The organism is Streptomyces indicus, assembly GCF_900100315.1.
GTDB classification, from domain to species: Bacteria; Actinomycetota; Actinomycetes; order Streptomycetales; family Streptomycetaceae; genus Streptomyces; species Streptomyces indicus.
On sequence record NZ_FNFF01000005.1, the window covers coordinates 43,946 to 62,270 of the forward strand.

At 72.5% G+C, this 18,325-nt stretch carries 17 protein-coding genes and 1 pseudogene; 10 read left to right on the plus strand and 8 right to left on the minus strand.

Going from position 1 to position 18,325, the window contains the following annotated elements; translation table 11 throughout:
• The first annotated feature begins 63 nt into the window (after positions 1–63).
• Together BLT97_RS14710 and BLT97_RS14715 are read left to right on the plus strand one after the other, a co-directional pair.
• Positions 64–1,266 (plus strand): glycoside hydrolase family 1 protein, encoded by a 1,203-nt coding sequence (locus BLT97_RS14710; RefSeq protein WP_093610102.1) that lies wholly within the window; start codon positions 64–66, stop codon positions 1,264–1,266.
• A gap of 278 nt (positions 1,267–1,544) precedes the next feature.
• Positions 1,545–2,960, plus strand: coding sequence for a glucoamylase family protein (locus tag BLT97_RS14715; RefSeq protein ID WP_093610104.1), 1,416 nt, complete (start codon positions 1,545–1,547; stop codon positions 2,958–2,960).
• A gap of 55 nt (positions 2,961–3,015) precedes the next feature.
• Here the strand turns inward: BLT97_RS14715 and BLT97_RS14720 are convergent, their stop codons facing one another.
• Complete coding sequence (locus BLT97_RS14720) at positions 3,016–3,561, minus strand: DUF402 domain-containing protein (RefSeq protein ID WP_093610106.1); 546 nt, start codon at positions 3,559–3,561, stop codon at positions 3,016–3,018.
• 132 nt (positions 3,562–3,693) lie between these two features.
• Between BLT97_RS14720 and BLT97_RS14725 the strand changes: the two genes are divergently transcribed.
• Both BLT97_RS14725 and BLT97_RS14730 read left to right on the plus strand, forming a co-directional pair.
• Positions 3,694–4,305, plus strand: coding sequence for a dihydrofolate reductase family protein (locus BLT97_RS14725; RefSeq protein ID WP_093610108.1), 612 nt, complete (start codon positions 3,694–3,696; stop codon positions 4,303–4,305).
• Between the two features lie 99 nt (positions 4,306–4,404).
• Positions 4,405–4,884, plus strand: coding sequence for an ester cyclase (locus BLT97_RS14730; protein ID WP_093610110.1), 480 nt, complete (start codon positions 4,405–4,407; stop codon positions 4,882–4,884).
• 49 nt (positions 4,885–4,933) lie between these two features.
• On the opposite strand, the gene BLT97_RS14735 is transcribed toward BLT97_RS14730, so the two are convergent.
• Both BLT97_RS14735 and BLT97_RS14740 read right to left on the minus strand, forming a co-directional pair.
• Complete coding sequence (locus BLT97_RS14735) at positions 4,934–6,328, minus strand: cytochrome P450 (RefSeq protein ID WP_425442711.1); 1,395 nt, start codon at positions 6,326–6,328, stop codon at positions 4,934–4,936.
• A gap of 345 nt (positions 6,329–6,673) precedes the next feature.
• A complete protein-coding gene (locus BLT97_RS14740; RefSeq protein ID WP_093610114.1) occupies positions 6,674–7,465 on the minus strand; it encodes an SDR family NAD(P)-dependent oxidoreductase in 792 nt (263 codons plus the stop codon).
• 87 nt (positions 7,466–7,552) lie between these two features.
• Between BLT97_RS14740 and BLT97_RS14745 the strand changes: the two genes are divergently transcribed.
• The 3 genes and pseudogenes from BLT97_RS14745 to BLT97_RS14755 all read left to right on the plus strand — a co-directional run bounded on the left by BLT97_RS14745 (position 7,553) and on the right by BLT97_RS14755 (position 9,381).
• Complete coding sequence (locus tag BLT97_RS14745) at positions 7,553–8,176, plus strand: TetR/AcrR family transcriptional regulator (RefSeq protein ID WP_093610880.1); 624 nt, start codon at positions 7,553–7,555, stop codon at positions 8,174–8,176.
• Positions 8,177–8,276: 100 nt separating this feature from the next.
• Positions 8,277–8,909, plus strand: a complete 633-nt coding sequence (locus tag BLT97_RS14750) for a DinB family protein (RefSeq protein ID WP_093610116.1) — start codon at positions 8,277–8,279, stop codon at positions 8,907–8,909.
• Positions 8,906–9,381, plus strand: a pseudogene (locus BLT97_RS14755) (macro domain-containing protein). The gene BLT97_RS14750 and the pseudogene BLT97_RS14755 overlap by 4 nt, the downstream one beginning before the upstream one ends.
• Before the next feature lie 40 nt (positions 9,382–9,421).
• Here BLT97_RS14755 and BLT97_RS14760 read toward each other — a convergent pair.
• Positions 9,422–10,756: an LCP family protein gene (locus BLT97_RS14760; RefSeq protein WP_093610118.1), complete on the minus strand. Its 1,335-nt coding sequence runs from the start codon at positions 10,754–10,756 to the stop codon at positions 9,422–9,424.
• A gap of 162 nt (positions 10,757–10,918) precedes the next feature.
• Here BLT97_RS14760 and BLT97_RS14765 point away from each other — a divergent pair, with 162 nt between their 5' ends.
• A complete protein-coding gene (locus BLT97_RS14765) occupies positions 10,919–11,782 on the plus strand; it encodes an AraC family transcriptional regulator (RefSeq protein ID WP_093610120.1) in 864 nt (287 codons plus the stop codon).
• A 27-nt stretch (positions 11,783–11,809) separates the two neighbouring features.
• Here BLT97_RS14765 and BLT97_RS14770 read toward each other — a convergent pair whose 3' ends face one another.
• The 3 genes from BLT97_RS14770 to BLT97_RS14780 all read right to left on the minus strand — a co-directional run bounded on the left by BLT97_RS14770 (position 11,810) and on the right by BLT97_RS14780 (position 14,233).
• Positions 11,810–12,736: an aminoglycoside phosphotransferase family protein gene (locus tag BLT97_RS14770; RefSeq protein ID WP_093610122.1), complete on the minus strand. Its 927-nt coding sequence runs from the start codon at positions 12,734–12,736 to the stop codon at positions 11,810–11,812.
• Positions 12,737–12,886: 150 nt separating this feature from the next.
• Positions 12,887–13,399, minus strand: a complete 513-nt coding sequence (locus BLT97_RS14775; RefSeq protein WP_143041334.1) for a hypothetical protein — start codon at positions 13,397–13,399, stop codon at positions 12,887–12,889.
• Between the two features lie 282 nt (positions 13,400–13,681).
• Entirely contained in the window at positions 13,682–14,233 is a 552-nt protein-coding gene (locus BLT97_RS14780; RefSeq protein ID WP_093610126.1) for a DinB family protein, read from the minus strand.
• Between the two features lie 154 nt (positions 14,234–14,387).
• Here BLT97_RS14780 and BLT97_RS14785 point away from each other — a divergent pair, with 154 nt between their 5' ends.
• Together BLT97_RS14785 and BLT97_RS14790 are read left to right on the plus strand one after the other, a co-directional pair.
• The gene (locus tag BLT97_RS14785) at positions 14,388–14,876 is read left to right on the plus strand and encodes an NUDIX hydrolase (protein ID WP_093610128.1); all 489 of its coding nucleotides are present in this window, start codon (positions 14,388–14,390) and stop codon (positions 14,874–14,876) included.
• A gap of 62 nt (positions 14,877–14,938) precedes the next feature.
• Entirely contained in the window at positions 14,939–15,592 is a 654-nt protein-coding gene (locus BLT97_RS14790; RefSeq protein WP_093610130.1) for a histidine phosphatase family protein, read from the plus strand.
• 24 nt (positions 15,593–15,616) lie between these two features.
• Here the strand turns inward: BLT97_RS14790 and BLT97_RS14795 are convergent, their stop codons facing one another.
• Positions 15,617–18,148: a polysaccharide lyase family 8 super-sandwich domain-containing protein gene (locus BLT97_RS14795; protein ID WP_093610132.1), complete on the minus strand. Its 2,532-nt coding sequence runs from the start codon at positions 18,146–18,148 to the stop codon at positions 15,617–15,619.
• Positions 18,149–18,325 lie beyond the last annotated feature (177 nt).

Genomic DNA, 18,325 nt, shown 5'->3' on the forward strand with positions numbered 1-18,325 from the left:
TCCGACCGGCTCCCCTCACCCACGACAGCCGGCTCCCCGTAACGCAGAAAGACAGGCATCACCATGACGCTCGACCCTGCCCGCACGCCCTTCCCCGACGGGTTCCTGTGGGGCGCCTCCACCGCCGCCCACCAGATCGAGGGCAACAACGTCAACAGCGACTGGTGGCGCAAGGAGCACGACCCGGCCGCGAAGATCCAGGAGCCGAGCCTGGACGCCTGCGACAGCTACCACCGCTGGGAGCAGGACATGGACGTGCTGGCCGAACTGGGCTTCACCGACTACCGGTTCAGCGTGGAGTGGGCCCGCATCGAGCCCGCCCGCGGCCACTTCTCGCGCGCCGAGATCGCCCACTACCGGCGCATGGTCGAGGGTGCGATAGCCCGCGGCCTGCGGCCGATGGTGACGCTGCACCACTTCACGATCCCGCAGTGGTTCGAGGACCTGGGCGGGTTCACCGCCGAGGGCGCGGTCGAGCTGTTCGCGCGGTACGTCGAGGAATGCGCGCCGATCATCGCCGAGGGCGTCCCGTATGTGTGCACCCTCAACGAGCCGAACATGATCGCGGTGATGGCCGGTCTCGCCAAGCGCGGCGAGCAGGGCTTCCCGCCCGCCGGGCTGCCCTTCCCCGACGAGGAGACCACCCACGCGGTGATCGCCGCGCACCACGCGGCGGTGAAGGCCGTGCGCTCGATCAACCCCGACATCCAGGTCGGCTGGACCATCGCCAACCAGGTCTACCAGGCCGTGCCGGGCGCCGAGGAGGTCACCGCCGCCTACCGCCACCCCCGCGAGGACGTGTTCATCGAGGCGGCGTGCGGTGACGACTGGATCGGCGTGCAGTCGTACACGCGGACCAAGATCGGTCCCGAGGGTCCGGTGCCCGCGCCCGCCGACGCCGAGCGGACGCTGACGCAGTGGGAGTACTACCCGGCGGCCGTCGGGTACGCGATCCGGCACACCGCCGAACTCATCGGCCCGGACACCCCGTTGATCGTCACCGAGAACGGCATCGCGACCGGCGACGAGCAGCGCCGTATCGACTACTACGCGGGGGCGCTGGACGCCGTGGCGGCGTGCATCGAGGACGGCATCGACGTCCGCGGCTACCTGGCCTGGAGCGCCCTCGACAACTACGAGTGGGGCACCTACAAGGCCACCTTCGGGCTGATCGCCGTCGAGCCCGGCACGTTCGCCCGCAAGCCCAAGCCCGCCGCCCACTGGCTCGGCGGCCTGGGCCGCGAGCGGCACCTGCCGCGCCTCTGAGGTCCGGGGGCTCCGAGCCCCCGCCCCCGGACTCTTCGGAGCGACAGACCCGTCCCGGAGCGGCACACCCCACCGTGGCCCGTTCCGGGACGCAAGGGGCCGGGTCTTCAACCCCGCCGTCCTGGTCCCGAGGGCCCGCGACACCTGACCTCGCGTGCCCGCACGGCGTGGGGGCCTGCTCCTCCCTGACGGGAGCCGGCCCCCGCGCCACGAACCCACGTACACATCTGCACCACGAACCTCCTTTCCACCCCTGCCACTTCAGGAGAAGGACCTTCATGGATCGCCGTACGTTCCTCATGGCCGCCGGTGCCGGCGGAGCCCTCGCGCTCACCGCCGCCCCCGCTGCCACCGCCGCCGAGGCCGCGCCCACCGCCTCCGAAGCCGCCCTGCTGCGCACCTGGTTCCGCTCGACGTACCGCTCGATCGAGGCGATGACCACCGACTTCGGGCTGGCCGCCGACAAGATCGACGTGAGCGGCTCCGGCCTGCCCGTGCCCTCTGTGCAGACCTCGCCGACGAACATCGGCTGCGGTCTGTGGTCCACGGCCGCGGCGGGCGGCCTCGGCGTGATCTCCCGCGATGCCATGGAGCGCCGGCTCGCCCGCACGCTGTCCGCCGTGGAGCGGCTCGAGCGTGCGCACGGCTTCTGGTTCAACTGGTATGACGCGTACGACGGTTCGGTGCTCACGACGTGGCCGGCCACCGGCGACCCGGTCCGCCCGTTCCTGTCCTCCGTGGACAACGCCTGGCTCGTCACCGGCCTGCGCATCACGGCCGACGCGGCACCGGCCCTGCGGCCGAGGGTGGCGAAGCTGCTCGCCGGCGCCGACTGGTCGTACTACTACACGCCCTTCGACCCGGCCGACCCGGTGGCGGGACCGGGCCAGCTGCGCGGCGGGTTCTGGCCGGACAAGCCGGGCAAGGGCGAGCCCACCGGCCACCACTACGGCGCTCTCAACACCGAGCCCCGGATGGCCAGTTACCTCGGCATCGCCGATGGCAGCCTGCCGTCCGACCACTACTGGCACCTGTTCCGCACGCTCCTCCCCGGCAGCGGCCAGGAGCAGGAACCGGGTGGCGCATACGAGGTCATCGACGGAGTGCGCGTCTGGCAGGGCCACTACACCCACCGCGGCCGCAAGGTGGTCCCCTCCTGGGGCGGCTCGATGTTCGAGGCACTGATGGTGCCGCTGTTCGTGCCGGAGCCCGAGTGGTCGCCGCGCTCGTGGGGCCGCACGCACACCCGCTACGTCCGCGGCCAGATCGAGCACGGCCTTCAGGAGGAGCGGTACGGGTACTGGGGCTTCTCCCCCGCCAACATTCCCGAGGGCGGCTACCGCGAGTACGGAGTCGACGCCCTCGGCATGCAGGAGGAGGGCTACAACTCCCTCGGCGTGGTCACCCCGCACGCCTCGTTCCTCGCCCTGCCGCAGGCCCGCGCGGAAGCGGTGGCCAACCTGCGGGCCCTGGCCGCCGACTTCGGCGCGTACGACGAGACGTACGGGTTCCGCGACTCGGTGAACGTGGCGTCCGGCCGTGTCAGCGACTTCGTCCTCGCCCTGGACCAGGGCATGATCGCGGCCGCCCTGGCACAGCAGCTGCGGCCGGGCCTGCTCCAACGCCCCTTCCGCACCGGCGGCTTCGCGAGCAGGGTGCGGCCGCTGCTGGCGAAGGAGCGCTTCTCGATCTGAACGGGACGATGAACCGCCTAGTCTGCGTCTGCGTCTGCGTCTGCGTCTGCGCGCATCAGGCCCGGGCGGGGCGGTCGGCTCGGGACAGCCAGTCCTTGTAGACCGAGCGGAAGGGCTCCGTACCGGCCTCGCGACCGACCGCCTCGTACAGGCGTGCGCAGGTGGCCATGGCCTCGGCGACGAGGTCGTCCGGGTAGCCGAAGCTCTCCCGGTGCCCGGCGAACTCGTCCTCGTCCTCGATGTGCGGTCCCGCTCCCGCCGGGCGGACGACGTCGAGGTCCAGGTCGACCAGGTGCAGTGCGGTGCCGTCCGGGCTCCAGCGCGCCGGCAGGCACACATCGCAGTAGACCTCGGGCCCCGGAGGACGGCAGAACGAAGCTGTCCACCATGCGTCCGGCGGCACGAGCAGCACATACGGGAAACGGGTCGTCCAGCCGCCGCCGTCCGACTCCACGTCGACGCCCTTCGCCGTGGCGAGCCAGCTGCCGTGGTCGTCGGCGCCCAGGTGGCGCGCCGTCCAGCGGGCGCTGAGGCGGCCGTCGTACTTGCGGACCTCCACCGTGACAGCGGTGCCGGGCGTCCCAGGGGTCCGTCGAGTCATGGGCCGAGGCTAGTGGGGGGTTCGGCGCTGCGGAGGTGGTGCGGCGCGGGGGCGTGTCCAATGGAGAAGGCGGCCGGGTGCCGGTGCGGGCCCGGCCGCCTCCGGTACACGTCCAGGAGAGGGATACGGGTCATGAAGCTGGTGGTGCAGGAGTTCGTGTCGCTGGACGGTGTCTCGCAGGGGCCTGGGGCGCCCGATGAGGACACCAGCGGCGGGTTCGAGCGCGGCGGATGGTTCGTGCCGTATCTGGACGAGGCCTTCGTCGACCAGGCCGCCGAGTGGCTGGGCCAGGCCGACGGTCTGCTGCTCGGGCGGCGTACGTACGAGAACTTCGCCCGCGACTGGCCCACCATGACCGACCACCCCTTCGCCCCGGTCATGAACGGGCTGCCGAAGTACGTGGCCACGCGAGACGGGACCGAGGGCACCTGGCACCCGACGACGGTCCTGTCGGGAGATGTCGCCGCGCAGGTCGCCGAGTTGAAGCAGCAGCCCGGCAGTGAGCTGCAGATCCACGGCAGCGCGGACCTCGCCCAGTCCCTCCTGGCCGCCTCGCTCGTCGACGAGGTCCGGCTGGTGGTCGCACCGGTCGTGGTGGGCCAGGGACGGCGGCTGTTCCCGGACGGCGGCGCGCCGCTCGGGTTGCGCCCGGTGAGCCGCCGCGACATGCCCGGCGGGCTCTCGGTGCAGATCTACGAGACCGCCGGGAAGCCGGAGTTCGGGGTGTACGGGGCGGGGGCCTGACCTCGGAGCGCGCGGCGGGCCCGGCACTTCATGTCACAGCGCGGCCCTCCGTCCCGTCCTCTGAGGGACAAGCAGCGTGACGAGCCGGGAGGCGGGCCCATGACCGAGCAGCAGCACCAGGGACAGACGCGGGCAGAGGGACAGGAAGAGGCGTCGCGGACTGCCCGGAACAAGGAGGTCTTCCGTCACTTCCACGACGTCGTGAACAGCCGCGACGCCGCAGCCATCGACAAGACGATCCGGGAGTACGTCGCTCCCGATGTCGTCTTCCACGCGCCGGTGCCCACCGAGCTGCCGGGTCTGGAGGCTTTCCGTGCGGTGTGGCCCGTGCTGCTGCGCGCGTTCCCGGACATCCAGGTGCGCATCGAGGATCTCATCGCCGAGGGCGACAAGGTTGTCGCGCGCAACACCGTGACGGGCACGCACCTGGGTGAGTACCGGGGGCTGGCGCCGACCGGCCGCTCCGTCACGTATGACGAGATCTTCGTCTTCCGCTTCGAGGACGGCCGGATCGCCGAGGCCTGGGGCGTCGTCGACGTGCTCGGGCAGCTGCGCCAGCTCGGAGCCCTGCCTGTCTGAGCTCTCAGCGGGTCTCCTGAGGTCTACAGGGCCTTGCGGCGGCTGATGCCTACGGGGCCTTGCGGCGGCGGACCTCGAGGGCGAAGCCCTCCGGCTTCATCGTGAGCAGTTCGGTCACCTTCAGGTCGTACGCGGGATCGGCAGCCATGTCGTAGCGGTGCACCAGCAGGGCGAGTACGAGGACCGCCTCGTGCAGCGCGAACTGCCGGCCGATGCAGGCGCGCGCCCCGGTGCCGAACGGCTTGTAGGTGTGGGCGGGCCGGGCCCGGACCGCGGCGGGCGCGAACCGGTCCGGGTCGAAGGCCTCCGGGTCCGGCCCCCAGATGTCGGGGTCGCGGTGCAGGGCCGGGAGCAGGACGAGGGCCCAATGGCCTCGGCGCATCGGGTACGTGCCGTCGAGGACGGTGTCCTCGCGCGCCTGGCGGCCGTACGCGGGCGCGGTGGGCCACAGGCGGAGTGCCTCGTCGAGGACCCTGCGGACGTAACGCAGTTTGGGGATCTGCTCGAACGACGGGTCCGGCGGGAGTTCGCCGGGCGGTCCCCAGACCGCGTCGGCCTCGGCGCGGGCGCGGGCGAGGACCTCGGGGTGGCGGGCGAGGTAGTAGAGGGCGAAGGAGAGGGCGCCCGAGGTGGTCTCGTGTCCGGCGACGAGGAAGGTGATCACCTGGTTGCGGATGTTCACCTCGTCGAGCGGGCGGCCGGTCTCGGGGTGGCCGGTGTGCAGCATCAGGCCGAGCAGGTCGTCGGTGCGCTCCTCGCCCGCGTCACGGCGGGCGCGGATCACGTCGTCGATCACCTCGGTGAGGTGGGCGAGACGTTCGGCGTTGCGCCGGTCCGCTCCCCTCGCCAGCAGGTTCCCCAGGCCGGGCAGCCGGACGGTCTGCTGCTGGGCGTGGCGCAGGGCGCCGGTCATCGCCGTGACGAACGGGTGCGGTTCGGTGCGCTCGAACGATCCGAAGTCGTAGCCGAACCCCGTGCGCGCGATGGTCTCCAGGGTCAGCTTGGTCATGTCGGCCGCGACGTCCACGGGACGGTCCGCGGCGTCCCAGTGACCGAGGAGGCGGTGGGCCATGTCCCGCATCACCGGGTGGTAGGTGCGCATGGCCGACTGCGTGAAGGCGGGGGCCAGGATGTCGTGCGCCGCCTGCCAGTTGGGCTCGTGGGTGTAGGCGGTGAACAGTCCGTCGCCGCCGAGTGCGCGCAGCGCTTCGATGCCCAGGCCGACGTGTTTGGCGAAGCGCTTCTCGTCGGAGAGGTCGGCGGCGGGGCCGGCCCCGCAGGCGAAGACGATCTCCTTGCCGAAGATCTTCCGTACGAACAGGGGCGAGCCGAGCTCACGCGCGATCCGGACGGAGTCCTGGACCGGGGTGCGCGGCGAGACACCGAGGATGTCGCCGAGCACGGGGACGCGGCGGGGCGGGTGCGGTATGCGGCGGGTGTCCACGGCGGGGTTTCTCCTCGGGAGGTGTGCGATGTGCGGTGGGCGGGCTCGGCACGGTCGGCGCCTGGCTGATGCCTCCTGGTCCGGTCGGCGCCTGGCTGGTGCGCCCGGTACGGTCCGCGCCCGGCAGGCGCGCCCCGGGCCCGGTCAGCGCCCGGCAGGCGCGCCCCGGGCCCGGTCAGCGCCCGGCAGGCGCGTCCCGGGCCCGGTCAGCGCTCGGCTGATGTGTCCCGGCCCGATGGGCGCTCGGCCACGTGCGTCCTGACCCGGTCGGTCATGGTCCTGGTCGTCGCCCAAGAGGGCTCGGTGCACGGTCCGTTGGCGCCGGACGGCCGGCGTCCGGTCCGGTCAGCGCTTGGACTGCTGTGCGTCGACGATCTTGCGGACCTCGCGGTGGGCGCCGGAGCGGCGCTGGACCCGTTCGGCGAGGGCGGGGAACTGGCCCGCGATGGCGGTGAGCACCTTCAACTCGGCCGGTGCGACGTTGATTTCGGCCCGGTTCCGCTCCACCGCCCTGATCACGGCGGCCACCACGCGGTCGGGCGTCACCGTACGGACCCCGCCCGGGGTGGGGGCGCCGGTGGCGGCGAACATCCCCACATCGCGCACGAATCCGGGCTGGACCAGCGAGACCCCGACGCCCGTGCCCTCCAGGTCCTGGCGCAGGCCGAGGGCGAAGCCGCGCAGGCCGAACTTGGTGGCACTGTACAGGGATGAGGACCGGCTGGCGGCCTTGCCCGACAGGGACCCCACGAAGACGATGTGGCCGCGCTCGGCCTCAACCATGCGCGGGGCGAGGCGTCGGGCGAGCAGCACCGGGGCCCGCAGGTTCACCGCCAGGGCGCGGTCGATCTGCTCCGGCGTGTAGTCGAGGAGGTCGCCGCTGGACGGCAGCGCCGCGTTGGCGATCAGGAGGTCGGTGCCGGCGCACTCCTCGGCGAGGCGGTCCACGTCCTCGGCGACCGCGAGATCGGCGACGACCGCCCGCGCTCCGAGCTCCTTCGCGGCGTCTTCGAGCGCGTCGGCGCGCCGGCCCGAGACGGTGAGCTGTGCCCCGCCGGCCGCGAGCCGGCGGCCGATCGCGAGGCCCAGACCGCCGGTCACGCCGGTGAGCAGAACGGTGGAACCGGCGATACGCATGACGCCACCCTTCGCGGATTCTGTTCGTTCGAACGAACAGTAGCGTCAACCCGGCCTGCCCGCAGGGGAGATGGAAAGATGAACGGCATGACGTCCGTGCCCGCTCCGACCAAGGCAGCCAAGCCCTCCGGCCCCGGCAGGTCCGGTGATACGCGGCAGCGCATCGTCGACGCGGTGCTGCGGATCATCGGTGAGGACGGTGTCGCCGCCCTGACCAACCGGCGGATCGCCAAGGAGGCCGGGGTCTCGCTCGGTTCGGTGACCTACCACTTCGCGACGCAGCACGAGCTGCTGCGCGAGGCGCTGCTGCACTTCGTGTCGGTGGAGACCCGCCGGTTCACGGAGCTCGCCGACCAGTGCCATGGCGAGGGGATCGAACTGGAGGGCGCCGCGCGGACGGTGGCGCAGGTGGCGGGCGGCACGGCCTTCGACGCCCGGCACATCGCGCCCTTCGAGCTGTATGTGCAGGCGGGCCGCGACGAACGGCTGCGGGCCGCGGCGGCCGAGTGCTTCGCGGCGTACGACCGCCTCGCGGAGCGGATCCTGACCGGTCTGGGCGTACGGGATGCGGAGCGGATGGCGAGCACGGCGGTCGCGCTGGTCTTCGGCCAGCAGCTGCGGCGCCTGGCCACCGGGTCGCCGGCGGAGGAGCTCGTGGACGCCCTGTTGATGCTGACGCGCGGCTCGCGCCCCGCGGAACAGAACGTCTGACATGCGCAGTTGAGGGCGTCTTGTGTCCGCCCGCAAGGTTGAGGGCGTTCCGCGTCCGCCCGCAAGATCGACTGTCAGTGCCGGCTGCAAGACTTCCGGCATGAACGCACCGACTCCGCCATCGACCCCGCCGACCCCGTCCTCGCCGAAGGAGGACCTCCTCGAGTACCTCCAGGCGGCGCGGGACGCCCTCGTCTGGAAGCTGGACGGGCTCTCCGAGTACGACGCACGCCGGCCCCTGACGCCGACGGGCACGAATCTGCTCGGCCTGGTGAAGCACCTCGCCGGTGTGGAACTGGGCTATTTCGGCGACTCGTTCGGCCGCCCCTACTTCCGTGAGAACCCTCCGGCCTGGTGGTACACGCAGGGCAGCGAGGACCCGCACGCGGACATGTGGGCGACACCGGACGAGTCCCGCGAGGAGATCGTCGGTCTCTACCGTGCGGCGTGGGCGCACGCCGACGGCACCTTCGCGGCGTACGGCCTGGACGCGATCGGCCAGGTGCCGTGGTGGCCGGAGCACCGGCGCGCGACCACGCTCCACCACCTGGTGGTCCGGGTCCTGACGGACACCCACCGGCACGCGGGCCACGCGGACATCGTGCGGGAGTTGATCGACGGCTCGGTGGGCTGGGCGGAGGGCAAGTCTGACCTTCCGGTCACGGAGGCGGCCGCGTGGCAGGCGCATCGGGAGCGGGTGGAGCGGGCGGCGAAGGCGGCTGAGGCGCGATGAGTGCGCTGCGCGTCGTACGCGGCGACGCGACCTGTCCGCAGGCCAAGGGCCCGAAGATCGTGGCCCATGTCTGCAACGACATCGGCGGCTGGGGCAAGGGCTTCGTCCTCGCCCTCTCGCGGCGCTGGCCGGAACCGGAGCGCGACTACCGCCGCTGGCACCGGGAGCGCGCGGACAACGACTTCGGGCTCGGCGCCGTGCGGCTCGTAAGGGTGCAGCCGGATGTCCATGTGGCCAACATGATCGGGCAGCGGGGCATACGCACCGGCAGCGCGGGACCGCCGATCCGGTACGACGCGGTGCGGCGCTGTCTGGAGGCGCTGGCCGGGCATGCCGCCGAGCACGGGGCTTCGGTGCACATCCGCGGATCGGCTGCGGACTGGCGGGCGGGAAGTGGGAGCGGATCGAGCCGCTCATCGTCGAGGAGCTGTGCGCCCGCGGCATCGCGGTCACCGTGTATGAGCAGGGGTGAGGCATGCGGCGGCCAAGGGGGGTGACGTCGCGCGGCCCCGCTACGGGCAGCGCAGGCGGTCGCCGGTGACGGGTGGGCCCTCGAAGCCGCTGCGGTCGTAGCGCACCGGTGTCAGCGTGCGTCCGCTCCGGCCGACCTGCACCTCGATGACGCGGCCGAGGTCGCGCACCATCCGCAGGCGCGCCTCCGGCAGTGCGGCGTGCAGGGTCCGGGCGTGGCGGGCCGCCGAAGGGCCGTACAGGATCAAGGTTTTGTCGTGCTCGTGCGGCAGTGCGTGGCGCGGTTCGCCGCTGAGGACCGTGAAGCCCATGCGCAGCAGGGTGAAGCCGGTCGCCGGGTCGGAGACCCGCACGTGGACGGCGTTCAGGGGCACGCCCACCGCGGTCGCGCCCACGGGCTGGATCCGCGGGTCGCCGGTGACGGGCCGGTCGGCGCGCAGCGCGGACCACAGGGCCTCGGAGCGGTCGCGGTCCCACAGGACGGTGGAGCCGTGGCCGGGGACGCGGTGGTCGGCGTCGGCGACGGGCACGTTGGCGAACTCGGTCTGCTCCGGGCGCAGCCGGCCCACCGCCAGGGCGAGCGCGGCCAGTTCGGCAGGGGTGGTGTGCGGATCGGTGCGGACGAGGCCGTGCAGGGAGCCGACGGTGGAGAGTGCCCTCGCGGGGTCGCTCAGGGCTCCGGCGTTCCGCAGCCGGTCGAGCACGCCTGCGACGAGCCGCTGCTGCCGGCGCACGCGGCCGCCGTCGCCGGGCGGGTCGACGTGCCGGGCCCGGACGTATCGGACGGACTTGTTGCCGTCGATGGAGTGGGTGCCAGGACGCAGCCGGAGTCCGGCCGCCCGGTCGTACACAGCCTTGTCCGTGCACACCGTGGCGCCGCCGAGCCGGTCGATCACGTTGGCGAAGCCCCCGAAGTCGGTCTCGATGTAGTGGTCGATGCGGACACCGGTGGCCTGCTCGACCGTGCGCCGTGCGAGGTCCGCTCCCCCTTCCTTCCAGGCCGCGTTGATCTTCCCGGAGTGGCGCGGGTGCCCGTGCGGGGCGTACTCCACGTACGAGTCGCGGAGCACGGAGACCACGCTCAGGCGCTGCTCGTCCTCGGAGAGGTGGGCCAGCATCATCACATCGGTGCAGTCGCAGGGCACGCCCCCGACGTGCAGGCGGTCCCGCTGCTCGCGGCTCAGCTGCGCACGGCTGTCGAGGCCGACGATCAGGATGTTGGTGCCGTCCTCGCCCGGCGTGCCCACGACGCGCTCCCCGGGTTCCGTGGTGCGGTCCTGCTGTTCGGGCTCGTGGACGGGAGGGCCGGACGCGGCCGTCACGGTGGCGCCCGCGACGACCGCGAGCAGCGTGGCGGTGGTGAGGAGGCGGCGCATGGCAGCACGCTCCCCCACCGGCCGCCCAGGCGCCGCCCGTGGTCCGCCACACGGACCAGTGCCGCGGCGGTGGCCACCCGACTTCATCGGGCACGGGATGTCGGGTCCGGCATGATCCCCCGGACCTAGCGTGGTGAGCGCACAAGAGGAAGGAGCCCGGACATGCTGGACCGGCTCAATCAGGCCATGGACCACATCGAGCGGAATCTCGACCAGGAGATCGATGCGGCCGAGCTCGCCCGGATCGCCGTCACCTCGGAGTACCACCTGCGGCGGATGTTCTCGGCGCTCGCCGGGATGCCGCTGTCGGAGTACATCCGGCGCCGGCGGCTGACCGTCGCGGGTGCCGAGGTGCTCTCGGGCGAGCAGGCGCTGCTCGACATCGCCGTGCGGTACGGCTACGGGTCGGGCGAGGCCTTCGCCCGCGCGTTCCGCCAGCTGCACGGGGTGGGTCCGGGCGAGGCCCGGCGCTCGGGCGCGGTGCTGGTCTCGCAGGCCCGGCTGACCTTCCGTCTCACCGTAGAAGGGACACATGACATGCGATATCGCGTAGTGGAACGGCCGGGGTTCACCGTGGCGGGCCGCAAGGCCCGGGTGCCGCTGGTGCACACGGGACCGAACCAGTCGATCATCGACTTCGTCCGGGGCGTCGCTCCGGAGATCAACGGGCGGCTCAAGGCGCTCGCGGACCAGGAGCCCGAGGGCATCGTCGCCGTCTGCGACGACCTGGATCCGAGCCGCGCCGAGGGCACGGAGCTGGACTACTACCACGCGGTGGTGACCTCCTCGCAGGACCTGGACGGTCTCGACGTCCTGGCCGTGCCGGCCGGTACGTGGGCGGTGTTCGCCACGTCGGGCCCTGCGCCGGAGGCCATCCAGTACCTGTGGCGTGACGTGTTCACCGAGTGGTTCCCGTCGAACCCCTACCGTGGCCGCCCGGGTCCGGAGATCCTGCGCACGCGCCTGTCCGAGGACGGCACGCACGCGGACGCCGAGCTGTGGCTGCCGGTGGAACGGGAGGCGTGATCAGACCGCTCCACACGTGCGCCTCCGTCAGGCCGTCAGTGCCTGGGCGAGGTGCTCGGCGAGTGCCGTGAGGCGGTCCAGTTCGGGACCGCCGCGGGCCCGCCGGAACCCGTGGCGGCGCGCCCAGTAGGCGGCTTCGACGGCGTGGAGCTGTCCCCAGCGGCGTACGCGCACGGGGTCGAGTTCGGCGGCGTCGGCGAAGAGGTCCAGCGCGCGATGGACTTCTTTGCCCGGGTCGTCGACCCCGATGAACACGAGCCCCATGGACTTGAGCAGCGTCCCGCCGTCCCAGGCCGGGTCCCCCACGTACCCCTTGGGGTCGACGGCGAGCCAGGGTTCGCGGTCCGCCCGCAGGATGTTCCGCGGGTGCAGGTCGCCGTGGATCATCACGTCCGGCTGCCCTGGCCCGAGTTCACGCACCGTGGCGAGCGCGGCCTCCAGGACGCGGCGCGGCAGCGCACCCTCGAACTCCTCGGCATCGACGAGCAGTCGACGCTCCCACTCCGCGGCCCGTTCGCTCTGCCGCGGCAGCCCCGACGGAGCCGGTACGGCCAGACGCCGGCTGATGCGTCCGGCGACCACGACCATCTCGTCCGGGTCACCGCACTCGGCGAGCGTGTCGGTGTGCGCCCGCTCCAGGAGCATCGCGAACCGCGCGTCGTCCCTGGCATACAGCCGTACGGCACCATGTCCGCCCCAGGCCGCGAAGGCGTGGGGCTCGTGGACGTTGCCCGGATGCGGGAACGACACCTTCAGGACGGCCGGCCCGTGTCCGGCGCCGCGCACCGGCACGACGAGGCCGACCCCGCCGTGCAGCACGTCCCCGTCGGGCACGCACTCCCACCGCCCCAGCAACTCCTCAACGAGGAACGGCAGTTCCGCCACCCAGGCGGCGCCCTTCTCGCCTTCACGGGCCACCGTGCTCTGCTCGAACTCGTGCGGAATCGCGATCATCCCGGCACTCTACGCACGCCGGTGGCAGCAGGCTCGCGGAGCGGGAGGAGGCGTCCGCGGGCGGACACACCACGGCCCGCGCTCAGGCGGAGGACTGAGCACGGGCCGGGGGCTTGGGGGCGGGCGCGGGCCCGCCGTGGTGGCGCCGGGTCAGGAGGAGCGGCGCATCCTGCGGCGCACGGTGATCGCCGTGGCGCCCAGACCCGCCGCGACCAGGGCCGCACCGGCGGCGATCGTGCCCGGTCCGGCGTCCTCGAAGGAGCCGCCGAGTCCGCCGCGTACGCCCTGCGGGGTGGTGGACGAGCCGGTCACGGTGAAGGAACCGGTGTACTTCTGCGTGGGGTTGGAGACATCGCAGACCACGGTCACGGTGTACGTGCCGGCCTTCGCGCCGGAGAACACCGTGGACGTGCCGCTGACCTCGCCCTGCTGCCCGACGGCGGAGAGGGAGGCCGTCGGGAACGCATCGGAGTAGGCCCGTGCCTGCGCGTTCGCGTTCGCGGTCGCGCACCCCGAAGCGCCGATCTTCACCGTCTGGCCGGGGCCCGCGCTGCTGGGCGTCACGGCGACGGCTCCGGCCTCCACGGCCTGGGCCGCCGGAGCGGCCAGCCCGAAGGCGGCGCCGGCGAGCACTGCGGCGGCGGCGAGAGTTCCTGCGTGCATGGTGCACCTCGTCTCAGTCCTGTGCCCTGGGCTCGCGGACCGGTCCAGTCACGGCGAAGGCACCTCGTAGGCGGTCCGCGTTCTGCGGATGCCACGTCCAGCCGAACGCACCGGCGCGCCACGCGCACCTCGGGCCCTCCGAACGAAGGAACACCGGCCCACGGTCGGCCCAATGAGGCGCGCCACGCTTCCCCTCGCGTCAGCTTCCACCCTGCCGCCCGCGGGATCCCCGACCCGCCATGCGCACAGTCGGCCGCGATCCCCCTCGCGTGGACATCCGCGTCACATCGCGGGGTCCTCCCCCACCAGTCCGTCGACGGATTCGCGGATGAGGTCGGCGTGTCCGGCGTGGCGGGCGTACTCCTCCACGAGGTCGAGCAGGATGCGCCGCAGGTTGGGCCGCCCGCCGCTGCGCGTCACGAAGGCTCCGAGCTGGTCGAGGCCGCCCTGCGCCAGCGCGCGTTCGACGACGGCGCGCGAGCGCGCCACCGCGTCCCGCCACAGGGTGAGCAGTTCGTCGGGAGTGTGGTCGGCGGCCGTGCGGTACGCCCAGTCGGGGTCCTTCTCCCAGTCCACCGCGTCCCAGGGCGGTCCCGCGGGAGCGGCGAGCCAGAGCCGGCTGAAGTGGCTGTCCTCGACATGGGCGAGATGCTTGAGCAGTCCGCCGAGCGTCACGGTGGAGGTGCCGAGTGTGGCCCGGAGCCCGGCGGCATCCAGGCCCGAGCACTTCCACTCCAGGGTGGCCCGCTGCCGTTCGAGGGCGCCGAGTACCGCCTCGGCCTCGGTGCCGGCGAGCGGTGGTTCCGGCCAGGTGTCCGCGGTGTAGTGGGTCATGGGCGCAGACGGTAGCGAACGGCCCTCAACGGTCCACCGCCGGTCCGGAGTTCGCTCCGCGGCCGCGGTCCGCAGCGCCCGGACGGAGCCGCGCCGCACGCGGGCGGAGCAAAGCGCCCTGGACCGCGGCCGCCCCGCCTCATAGGGTTCCGCGGTGCCCCCGTTGAAGCTTCGTCATGCCGCGCGTGGACTCGTCGTCGACGAACAGGAGCGGATTCTGCTGTGCCGGTTCCAGCTCGACGGCGGCCTGGGCGTCTGGTCCACGCCGGGCGGCGGGGTCGAGCCGGGCGAGTCGGTGCGGGAGGCGCTGCACCGCGAACTCCTCGAGGAGATCGGCCTCGTCGTCGAGGGCGAACCCCCGCACGTATGGCACCGCAAGTTCGTGGACGCCGGCTACGCCCCGGGCTACGACGGGGCCGCGCACGACTACTTCTTCATCCGTACGCGCGCGTTCACCCCGGCGGGCACCATGTCCGCCGAGGAGCTGGCCGCCGAGGGGATCTCCGGTTTCCGCTGGTGGAGTCTGGCGGAGCTCGCCGGGCACCGGGGCCCCGACCTGTTCGCGCCCCGCGACCTGGTCACCCCGCTGACGGCGCTCCTCACCGACGGGGCCCCGGAACGGCCCGTCATCCTCGGCCGCTGACCCGGCGTCCCCGCATCCCAGCACCACGGCACACCGCACACCGCACAGAAAGGCCCGCCCCCATGGGCGCAGACCACCCAGTCCGCACCGTCCACGTCGTCACGCACCCCGAAGCCACCCACCACACCGACCGTCTCGTCGGCGGCTGGTTCGACTCAGCGCTCACCGCGCGCGGCCTCCGGGACGCGAAGGCCGTCGCGCGGGCGCTGCGCGAGGCCGTGCCCGCCGGAGCCGAGGTCGAGTTGTTCACCTCCGATCTGCTGCGCACCCGGCAGACCGCCGACGCGATCGCCGCGGAGTTCGCGGTGCCGGCCGTGCCGGATCCGCGGCTGCGCGAGAAGTCGTACGGCGAGGCGGGCGGCCGGCCGCAGGAGTGGCTGGACCGCAGGTTCGTGCCGCCGCCCGCCGTCGGCGAGCGCATGGCGCACGACGAGGGCATCGAGGGCGCGGAGACCAAGGCGCAGTGGGTGCGCCGGGTGTACGAGGCGACGGAGGAGATCGTGTCCCGGCCCGCCGCGCACCAGATCGTGGTGACGCACGGCGGGTCGCTCACATTCGTGCTCGCCGCGTGGATCCGGATGCCGTACGAGGCCGCCGGATACGTCAGCTTCCGGGCGCCGGCGGGCAGCATCACGACCCTGCGCGAGGACGGCTTCTTCCACAACCGGCAGATCGCCGTGCTCGGCGACACCCGTCACCTCGGCGCCACCCCGTGAGCTCCCGTCGCGCGGACCCGCCGCTCAGCCGGACAGCGTCGCCGTGAAGCTCCGCCCGTACGCCTGGTGGACGTCGACCTCGACCCGCGTGCCGCCCGGCACCGGGCTCACCCGGACGCCTTCGTCGGCCTCGTCGAGCCGCAGCCGGCGCCCGCGCAGCACGAGCGAGACCGTGCCGCGCCGCGTCGTCGGATCGGACACCGCGAGGCTGGTGCGCCCGCGGCCGGCCCGTCGCACGAGCACGCAGGCCGGACCGTCCACACTGATGCCCGCCGCCTGGTGGCGGCCGTCGGTGAAGGAGTTGAGGCAGGTCAGGTCCAGGTCGGTGTGCTGGACGGCCTGCAAGCGCGTGGAGTTGGCGAGCACCTTCAAGGGGCTGCGTGCGGCGTACGCGCGCAGGGCGCTCTCGGACGCGCCCGGCAGCAGCGCATGGGCCAGCCCCGCGGGCCGGTCCGTGGCGGCGTGGTCGTACGTGGCCGAGAAGACCGCGCGTGTGGCGGGCGTGTCGGGGTTGGATGTCCGTACGACACGCCGACTGCGCGTCACTTCTTCCAGCTCCACGCGGACCGGCCCGCCGTCGAGGAAGAGATAGCCGACCGCGCTTCCCCGCGTGGTGTTCGCCCAGCGCAGCCAGGCCAGTTCCGCCGTGCCGCGCCCTGTGAACGCACTCCCGTCGCGCCGCGCACCCGTGACCGTCAGGGCGTCGCCGGCGAGTGCTGTGCGGGCGTCCACGGTCGTGGTGCCTGCGCGGCCCCCGCCCCCGCCGACGCCTGCCGCGAGCACCACGATCTCGTCGTCGAACAGGAACCAGGACTTGGTGGCGGTGGCGTTCTCGTAGACGACGAAGTCCTCCGGCAGCAGCTCCCGGTCCCGCACGCCCACGTCACTGGACTGCACCATCGCCACCGCCCCGTAGGTCCCGAGCACCGCTCCCCCGCTGTGGTCGGCGAGTCCGCGCGGAAAGTACACATAGGCGTTCTGCGACTCGGAGGAGGGGGTGAAGTGCAGCGGGTGTCCGGGGTTGTCGTAGTAGGGGGTGCCGTACAACTCCGGGATAGTGCGCCGCTGTTCGACCGGCGCGGTGACACCGGCGAGTCCGTACGGCGAGACGGTCGTGTAGTAGTCGACGCCGTAGGCCTGGGTCTGGTCCTGGCCGGCCAGATAGAGGTGGTGGGCGCCCTCGCCCTGGAACCACGGCATGAGGTTCTCGCCGCTCATGTACTCGTACTTGCTGATCCGCGCGGAGGACCGGGCCAGCGCGAAGGCGTAGCCGGGCCGGCGGTGCACTGTCTTGTCCATCGCGTTGAAGGCGACGCTGCGCGCGGCGGGTCCCAGGTCGGCGGGGGTGAGGGAGTTGTCGGCGAGGATCTCGGTGTAGCGCACGACGCTGACCGGTGAGACGAAGGTGGCCGGGTCGAGCGTCGCCTTGGACGTCGTACGGAGGTACTTGACGTACTGCCGCAGCGCCGTGGCCTCGGCGGCCGGTGCGAGCGAGGCGAGGTCGACGGCGGCTTCGACGATCACGGCCACGTCGGTGTAGCCGGTAGCGGTGCGCGAGACCGCGCGGCCCTTGACGATCTCCATCATCCAGCCCTCGAAGATGAGCGGCGCGAACCCGTCGCGCACCCACTGGAAGACGGTCGGCACGAGTTCCCCGCCGTGCGCGAAGCCGGTGCCGTCGAGGATCTTGAGGGTCTGCACGACGCGGGTGAGCAGGCCCTTGCCGTAGGAGCCTGTGTAGGCGACCGAGCCGTGCTGGATGAACGAGCCGTCGGCGTAGTGCCCGTCGGTGACGTTGTGCTTCAGGTGGTACGGGTCGATGGTGACGAAGACGGTGAGCTGGTCGGTGAGGGCCTTGCGGATCCGGGCCTCGTCGCCGAGCAGCGCGCCCTGGAGGATGCGGTTGGTGGTGATGTCGGCGAGGTTCGCGCCGGTGTGGAAGCGCGAGTCGAGGTTCACGTCGCCGTTCGTGCCGTTGCGCAGATAGGCGTCCATCGACGCGATGTACGTGGCGGTCAACTCCGGGCGGTAGGCGGCCAGTTCGGGCGCGAGCAGCGCCAGCGTCTTGGTGACGTGCTGGGAGATGCCGATCTCCCAGTTGAACCAGTTGCCGTAGTACCCCTTGGCCTGGTCGCCGTAGTACCGCTCGTGCAGCCACACCAGGCCGTCGATGACGCGGCGCTGCACCGCGGTGGAGCCGAGGAGTTCGCTGCCGGGGGCGCGGGTGGCCAGGGCTATCTCGTAGAGCTGCCGGTAGGCGGTGTTGAGGTTCGCGTCGTTGGTGCCGAGCGCGAGGCCCTTGAAGAGTTCGCCGGGGCCGGCCTGGTCCATGGACGTGAGGCCGGCCTTGGCGGTGTTGACGAGGGAGGTGAGCTTGCCGGCCGTTTCCGGGCGGGCGTTGGAGGCGGCCGTACCGGCGAAGACGTCGACCGTGTTGGCGAGCAGCCGTGCGGCACCCTCCGCGACGGCTGCCGCGCTCGCGAGCCGGGCCGGCACCACGGCGAGCAGGCCTGCGGCCGAGAGGGCGGTCATCAGCTGTCTGCGGGTGGGTTGCATGGTTCCTCCGCCGGTCCGGGACATGTCACTGGCCGCGCGGAGTCAACCAGTGATGCCCGGGCGCAACAAGAGGGCCCGTCCACACCCGTACGGGACAGCAGGACTTCACCCGACTCCCCGGCCGCGCCGCAGAGTTGGCGGCGCGGCGGGCGAGTCGACGCCAGTGGTCTGGACCGG

Bases quoted from the DNA above. Each gene is read 5' to 3' on its own strand.
- BLT97_RS14745 (WP_093610880.1), top strand. From the start codon at position 7,553: ATGACGTCCGTGCCCGCTCCGACCAAGGCAGCCAAGCCCTCCGGCCCC.
- BLT97_RS14710 (WP_093610102.1), top strand. From the start codon at position 64: ATGACGCTCGACCCTGCCCGCACGCCCTTCCCCGACGGGTTCCTGTGG.
- BLT97_RS14730 (WP_093610110.1), top strand. From the start codon at position 4,405: ATGACCGAGCAGCAGCACCAGGGACAGACGCGGGCAGAGGGACAGGAA.
- BLT97_RS14725 (WP_093610108.1), top strand. From the start codon at position 3,694: ATGAAGCTGGTGGTGCAGGAGTTCGTGTCGCTGGACGGTGTCTCGCAG.
- BLT97_RS14765 (WP_093610120.1), top strand. From the start codon at position 10,919: ATGCTGGACCGGCTCAATCAGGCCATGGACCACATCGAGCGGAATCTC.
- BLT97_RS14720 (WP_093610106.1), bottom strand. From the start codon at position 3,561: ATGACTCGACGGACCCCTGGGACGCCCGGCACCGCTGTCACGGTGGAG.
- BLT97_RS14770 (WP_093610122.1), bottom strand. From the start codon at position 12,736: ATGATCGCGATTCCGCACGAGTTCGAGCAGAGCACGGTGGCCCGTGAA.
- BLT97_RS14780 (WP_093610126.1), bottom strand. From the start codon at position 14,233: ATGACCCACTACACCGCGGACACCTGGCCGGAACCACCGCTCGCCGGC.
- BLT97_RS14750 (WP_093610116.1), top strand. From the start codon at position 8,277: ATGAACGCACCGACTCCGCCATCGACCCCGCCGACCCCGTCCTCGCCG.
- BLT97_RS14790 (WP_093610130.1), top strand. From the start codon at position 14,939: ATGGGCGCAGACCACCCAGTCCGCACCGTCCACGTCGTCACGCACCCC.
- BLT97_RS14760 (WP_093610118.1), bottom strand. From the start codon at position 10,756: ATGCGCCGCCTCCTCACCACCGCCACGCTGCTCGCGGTCGTCGCGGGC.
- BLT97_RS14795 (WP_093610132.1), bottom strand. From the start codon at position 18,148: ATGCAACCCACCCGCAGACAGCTGATGACCGCCCTCTCGGCCGCAGGC.
- BLT97_RS14775 (WP_143041334.1), bottom strand. From the start codon at position 13,399: ATGCACGCAGGAACTCTCGCCGCCGCCGCAGTGCTCGCCGGCGCCGCC.
- BLT97_RS14715 (WP_093610104.1), top strand. From the start codon at position 1,545: ATGGATCGCCGTACGTTCCTCATGGCCGCCGGTGCCGGCGGAGCCCTC.
- BLT97_RS14740 (WP_093610114.1), bottom strand. From the start codon at position 7,465: ATGCGTATCGCCGGTTCCACCGTTCTGCTCACCGGCGTGACCGGCGGT.